Source organism: Curtobacterium sp. AG1037, assembly GCF_003349855.1.
Lineage (GTDB): Bacteria > Actinomycetota > Actinomycetes > Actinomycetales > Microbacteriaceae > Curtobacterium > Curtobacterium citreum.
The window spans coordinates 1-5,689 of sequence record NZ_QQAO01000018.1 but is presented as its reverse complement, the minus strand read 5'-3'; the positions used below and the strand labels follow the sequence as shown (position 1 = coordinate 5,689).

The 5,689-nt window shown below is 66.2% G+C and carries 5 protein-coding genes; 3 read left to right on the top strand and 2 right to left on the bottom strand.

Features of this window, described 5'->3' with window-relative positions:
- Nucleotides 1–200 precede the first annotated feature (200 nt).
- Nucleotides 201–719: a hypothetical protein gene (locus tag DEU32_RS16750; RefSeq protein ID WP_114851545.1), complete on the top strand. Its 519-nt coding sequence runs from the start codon at nt 201–203 to the stop codon at nt 717–719.
- A 365-nt stretch (nt 720–1,084) separates the two neighbouring features.
- Here the strand turns inward: DEU32_RS16750 and DEU32_RS16745 are convergent, their stop codons facing one another.
- Nucleotides 1,085–1,723, bottom strand: a complete 639-nt coding sequence (locus DEU32_RS16745) for a hypothetical protein (protein WP_114851544.1) — start codon at nt 1,721–1,723, stop codon at nt 1,085–1,087.
- Nucleotides 1,724–1,978: 255 nt separating this feature from the next.
- Between DEU32_RS16745 and DEU32_RS16740 the strand changes: the two genes are divergently transcribed.
- Nucleotides 1,979–2,968, top strand: coding sequence for an IS481 family transposase (locus DEU32_RS16740; RefSeq protein ID WP_114851546.1), 990 nt, complete (start codon nt 1,979–1,981; stop codon nt 2,966–2,968).
- Here DEU32_RS16740 and DEU32_RS16735 read toward each other — a convergent pair.
- Nucleotides 2,965–4,584, bottom strand: coding sequence for an amidohydrolase (locus tag DEU32_RS16735; protein WP_208738889.1), 1,620 nt, complete (start codon nt 4,582–4,584; stop codon nt 2,965–2,967). The genes DEU32_RS16740 and DEU32_RS16735 overlap by 4 nt on opposite strands.
- 78 nt (nt 4,585–4,662) lie before the next feature.
- Between DEU32_RS16735 and DEU32_RS16730 the strand changes: the two genes are divergently transcribed.
- Nucleotides 4,663–5,217, top strand: a complete 555-nt coding sequence (locus DEU32_RS16730) for a TetR/AcrR family transcriptional regulator (protein ID WP_114851543.1) — start codon at nt 4,663–4,665, stop codon at nt 5,215–5,217.
- Nucleotides 5,218–5,689 lie beyond the last annotated feature (472 nt).

Here is a 5,689-nt window from a genome sequence, read left to right as displayed (position 1 = left end):
ACCTGCACATCGTGTACGACACCGATCCCATTCGAACTGCTTGGGAAGCCCAACAGGCCGGCGGTAACCCCCGTTCATGAAGCAGCGAGCGACTATCCGATAAGGGATCGGCTACCGGTACGGCTCCAGCCTCCGGTCTTCGCCGGGAGTGGTGAGGACGTTTCGTGGAACTCGAAAGCGCACGCGTGAGAAGGTGACCCATGAGCGTGGCGGACGAATCCAGTCCAGACTTCCTGGAGCAGACAGCGGCGATGCAGGAGTTGCTTCCGTATCTGCGAGCTCTCGTGGGTGACACGGCGGAGATCACCCCGGAGAACTACTGGGCATCTGATCCGGACGGGCAAGGAAGCAACGACGAAGCGCCGTCGATCCGGACCGTCTACGTGCAGCCCCATAACGTGGCGGCCCTGACGTTCGAAATCATCTGTGAGCAGTGGATCGTCGTCGATCTCGGGCAGATCGGCGGTCGATGGGAACTCGGGTACGAAGACGATGACATTGCCCACGCCAAGCGCCTCGTCGAAGCTGCTGTCGCGGGGCGTGTGATCGAAACATTCGCCTTGGGGCGGTCGAGGGTGACGGCAACGTTCTCCGACGGCACCAGCGAGACCGAGACCGGGTACGAGGGGTGCCTGACCTCCCTGGTGGTGTTGCCCGGTTGGACTAGGTGGGGGCGGACGATCCAGTACGAGCCCTACCGAGCAGCCACTCAGAACTGAGACCAACACCCGGTGAGGGATCGGCTTTCGGATGGCTGAACGTGTGAGAATCCGGGCATGAGCTTGTGGCCGGGTGGTGCGCTGACTCGGGACGAGGTCGAGCGCAGGTTGAGGGCAGGGGCAGACTGGCGAGTCGAGTGGTGCAGTGGCGGTGGTCTCCCTGCCGAGAGCGGGTCGGGACCCGATCTCCCGGAGGGGCTCCTGGCACGCGTGCCGACCCGAGCGCGACGGCGCAAGCTCGAACGTGGCTTATCGGACCACCGGACGTGGGTGTTTGTCGTTGACCTCGGTCCCGACGACGGGCATCTCCTCGCTTTCCGCGAAGGGCCGATGTAGGAACGAGTCCTCGATTCTGCCGGCGGTGGTTAGAGGCCGTTGCGGCGTGTTGATCTCCAGCGGCGGTGCCGGCGGGCCAGGGCGTTGCGTTCGGCCCGCGTCGGGAGGATCACATCAGCTCCGCCGTCGTAGGGGGCGTAGACCCATGACAGGTCAGGACCTCCGATGACGACGTCCGCACGATCATTCGCGACGTCTGCGAGCAGGCCAACGAGGTCCTGGACGGCGGACGATCGGCCCCAGTAGAAGGAGCCGACCACCCCTAGCTCGTCCGTGACCGCGAAGTCGCGGCTCCGCCGCCACGGCCACCGTCCGGGAATTGCGTCGCGACTCCATCCACTCTGAATGACGCGCCCGTCCCAGTCCTGGGCAATCACCCACACCGGTGTGTCCTCGGCAAGGGTTCTGAGGACCGTCATGTGCCGACGAAGAACCTCGGCGTGCTCGGCGTCGGTGTCGGCGTACCGTTTCGCGTTCGGGAGGCTCCAGAATCGGACCCACCGGTCTTGGTGGGCATCGCGCAGAAGGTGCCCTAGCGGTTCCTCAGCCCAGTGCTCGTCCCATGCATGAGAGAGAGCCGTTGCCCGCTGGCTCGCTTCGCCACGACGGAACGTGGCGCGTCCGTCCACCGCGCGGCGCAGGATCCGGACGTAGAGCGCGAGGGACATCCCTGCACCGTAACGCTGGGCCAGTCAGCCGCACCAGCGGCGCACCAGATGCAGCGGCCGAACGGATCATGCCCTTGCGGCGCTTCGTAACGCTTGCGCCTGAGGTCCGCTGAGCTGGTCCCAACATGCGATCGGCTAGTTGTGATGTCCAGGGACGTTGTGTCGTCGGGCGGTCGGTGACGCGCTGATCGAAGAAGGCCTCCCGGTGGTGGAGTGGAGCTGTCTAGGAACCGCTTCACCGACCAGGAGGCCTTCGTGTCCCACGCTAACGCTGCGCTGACCCCACGCGCCCGTCTTCGTCTCGCCAAGCTGATCGTCGAGGGCAGATGGCCCGCGACCACGGTGGCGAGGATGTTCATGGTGTCACCTGTCACCGCCCGGAGGTGGGCTGCTCGGTATCGGACCGAGGGTGCTGCGGGGATGGCAGATCGATCCAGCCGCCCGCACCGGATGCCGGCGAAGACGCCGCCGGCACTGGTGAAACGGATCGTGAGAGCGAGGTGGCGGCGTCGCCTCGGGCCAGTGCAGATCGGCGGTGAGCTGGGGCTGCCGGCGTCAACCGTGCACGCCGTCCTGGTGCGGTGCCGCATCAACCGGCTCTCCCACATCGACCGGATCACCGGGGAACCGATCCGCCGTTACGAACACGCGACTCCCGGCGCGATGATCCACGTGGACGTGACGAAGTTCGGCAACATCCCTGACGGCGGCGGCTGGCGGTTCGTAGGGAAGCAGCAGGGCGACCGGAACCGTGCAGCGACACCAGACAAGCCGCGATCGGCGACCAGAGACCCGCTGATGGGCCGAGCGTTCGTGCACACCGTCATCGATGACCACTCCCGCGTCGCCTACGCCGAGATCCACGCCGACGAGAGAGCCGTCACCGCGATCGGTGTCCTGCAACGGGCTGTTGCGTGGTTCGCCGATCGCGGCGTCAGCGTCCAGCGGGTGCTCTCCGACAACGGCTCCGCCTACAAGTCCCACGCCTGGGCCGACGCATGCTCGGCACTTGGGATCACGCCGAAGAAGACTCGCCCCTACCGGCCACAGACGAACGGGAAGATCGAGCGGTTCCACCGCACCCTGGGCGAGGGCTGGGCATACGCACGGTTCTACGGCTCAGAGACCGAACGCCGACAAGCGCTCCCGGGCTGGATCCACTTCTACAATCACCACAGGACCCACTCCGCCATCGGAGCACCACCCATCAGCAGACTCAACAACCTGCCTGGACATCACAGCTAGCGAGACTCCTCCTGGTGGTTCAGCACTTCGCCGGCGAGGACACTCAGAGTCGGGCGGGCACCGGCGAGTGCTTCGTCGGGGGCGTGGTGCAGGTCGACCGGGTAGACGGCGAAGTCTGCTGGTGCTCCGACGGTGATCGTTCCCGTCAGGTCGTGTCCGAGGAGCTCCGCGCCGGCGCGTGTGTAGAGCTCGAGCGCCTCGTCTCTGGTGCATGCGTGCTCTGCGCCGAGGATCCCGAGCGTCGTACGTCGGGTCGTCATGCCGAGTATGCCGGCGATCGGGTCGAGAGGGCTGATGGGGTGGTCGGTGCCGGCGCTGACGGATGCGCCTGCGTTCAGGAGCTCCCGCCATGGGAACATCGCTGCTACCCGCTCCTGCCCCCATGCTTCGGCGAACGGTCCGATCAGCCCATCTCGGAGTGCTTCCTGGGCGGTGATGTGCACGTCGAGCTTGATTGCTCGTGCGATCTGGTCGGCGTCCATGAGCGCACCGTGCTCCATGACGACCTGGCCGTGTCCGTGCTGGATGCCGTTGTCGACGTTTCGCTGGACGGCGTCGAGGAACGCGTCGACTCCGGCGTCGCCGCAGGCGTGGGTGCCGACGGGCCAGCCGCGGGTGACGCAGGCGCGCAGTGCATCCGTCAGGCCGTCGGGCGTCATCAGCAGGGTGCCGGTGAAGTCCGGTCGGCCGGCATAGGGCTCGCGGAGCGCGGCTGCCTCGACGCCGCCGTCGACGACGAGCTTGATGCCCCAGAGGCGGAGGCGGTCGTCACCGTCATCCGGGTGGATGCCCTTCGCCTCGAGTCCGTCGAGGTAGTCGTTCATGGAACCAGCGGCCGCTATCAGTGGCGCGGGGGAGAAGATCATCGAGAACGCTCGGACATGCAACCGATTCTCCGACCGGGCCCGCTGCAACGCGCCCCACTCCTCCACAGACACGGCTGGGTCCCGAACCACACCGACGCCGGCTTCCCGATAGGTGCGACTCGTCACGTCGATCCCCTTGATGAGGTCCTCCTGGGATACCTCGGGGAGCATTGACTGCATCGCGGTCAGCGCACCGTCTTGGAGCAGCCCAGTGGGGGTCCCGTCGTCAGCCCGAGCGACATACCCGTCCGCGACGTCGCCGGAGGTCGCGGTGACGCCGGCAGCAGCAAGCGCTGCACTGTTCAGGACGGCGTTGTGGCCGCCGCGCTGCACCATGACGAGGTGATCTGGTGCTGCCTCGTCGAGCTCGACCGCAGTGGGGAAGCGGCGTTCCTGTAGCTGCATCTCGTGCCAATCCGCCGCGGTGATGACCCAGGAGCCTGCCGGGATGTGCGCGGCGCTTTCCCGGATTCGATCGAGGATCTCGCCGATGGTGCGGACGTCGTGCATCGGCACTCCGAGCACGTTCCGGGCCGCCAACGCGAGGTGGTTGTGCGTGTCGATGAAGAGCGGAGCGAGGACCCCGTGTTGCTCAAAGATGGATGTGGATTCGTCGCGCCAGGTGTCGCGGAGGGCATCGACGCCAGCGGGATCCGTGGCGACTGCCACGATGATGCCGTTGCGTACCGCGACTGCCGCGCGGGTGGTGTCGGTCTGCGCTTCGACGATGAGTTCGGCTGGGGTGTCCAAGTGGTCTCCATCTCGTAAACGGAAGCATGCTTCCGTTTGATACGGTACGCCTCAGACGTCGCAGAAGGAAGAGGCACGATGCGAGCCGATGCGCAGCGCAATCGCCAGCGGATCACGGAGCATGCCGCGGTGCTTCTTCGCGCTTCGGGCACTGGAGTGTCGATGGAGCAGATCGCGGCGGATGCTGGCGTTGGCATCGGGACGCTCTACCGGCACTTTCCTGACAAGGCGGCCCTCGTCGACGCGATCGCCGCGCTCCGCATCCGTCGACTCGCGGACGATGCCGTTCGATCCGCTGGCGAGCAGGCCGACGGGTGCTCTCGCGTGCGAACGCTGCTCGAGACGTACATGGCCAGCGCCGCAGAGGACGGCGCGCTGCGTGCTGCATTACGGGGCAACCCAACAGAACTCGGCAATGAGGTCCGCCTCGCGATCGAGGAGTCGGAGGGGCCTATTGGCGACCTCATCGCCGCCGACCATGCCGAGGAACTTGTCCGTGACGACTTCTCGTTCGCCGACTTTCGAGCGGTGTGTGCCGCACTCGTATCCGTCATGAACCCGCCGGCACCTGCTGACGCATGGCGCCGGGTTCTCACCCTGGTGCTTAGTGGGCTTCGGCCACCGGTGCAATGATTTCCAGCTGACCTCAGCTCCTTGTGCCGCGGGAGTGTTGCTCGATTGGTGTCTGCTCGGCCCGGCGGTGATCGTCGCGGTGCCGACAAGTCGACCGGCTTTGACGGTGTTGGCTTTGAAGGTCTGACGCAGGGTGAACCCCGAACGAGGGGAAGGGGGCAACGTCCAATCTCTCTGCCCTGCCACCCCGAATAGCTTGTGAAACCCGGGACACATCCCGGAGCGCTCACCAGCCGCAGTCAGCTGGTTCTCCACCCCTGTGCGGGGTGTGTTCGGCGCGCATACAGAGATATCGCGCCGAGCGCGACCACGAAAGGAACGAACTCATGCGTAAGAGCCTGAAGACCTCGATCACCCTCGCCACCACGGGCGCCCTCGTGCTCGGTGGCGCCGCGTTCGGTGTGTCCGCCGCGCAGGCCGACGGCACCGTCCACACCGTCTCCTCGTCCTCGTCGAAGATCCCCGGCCCGGT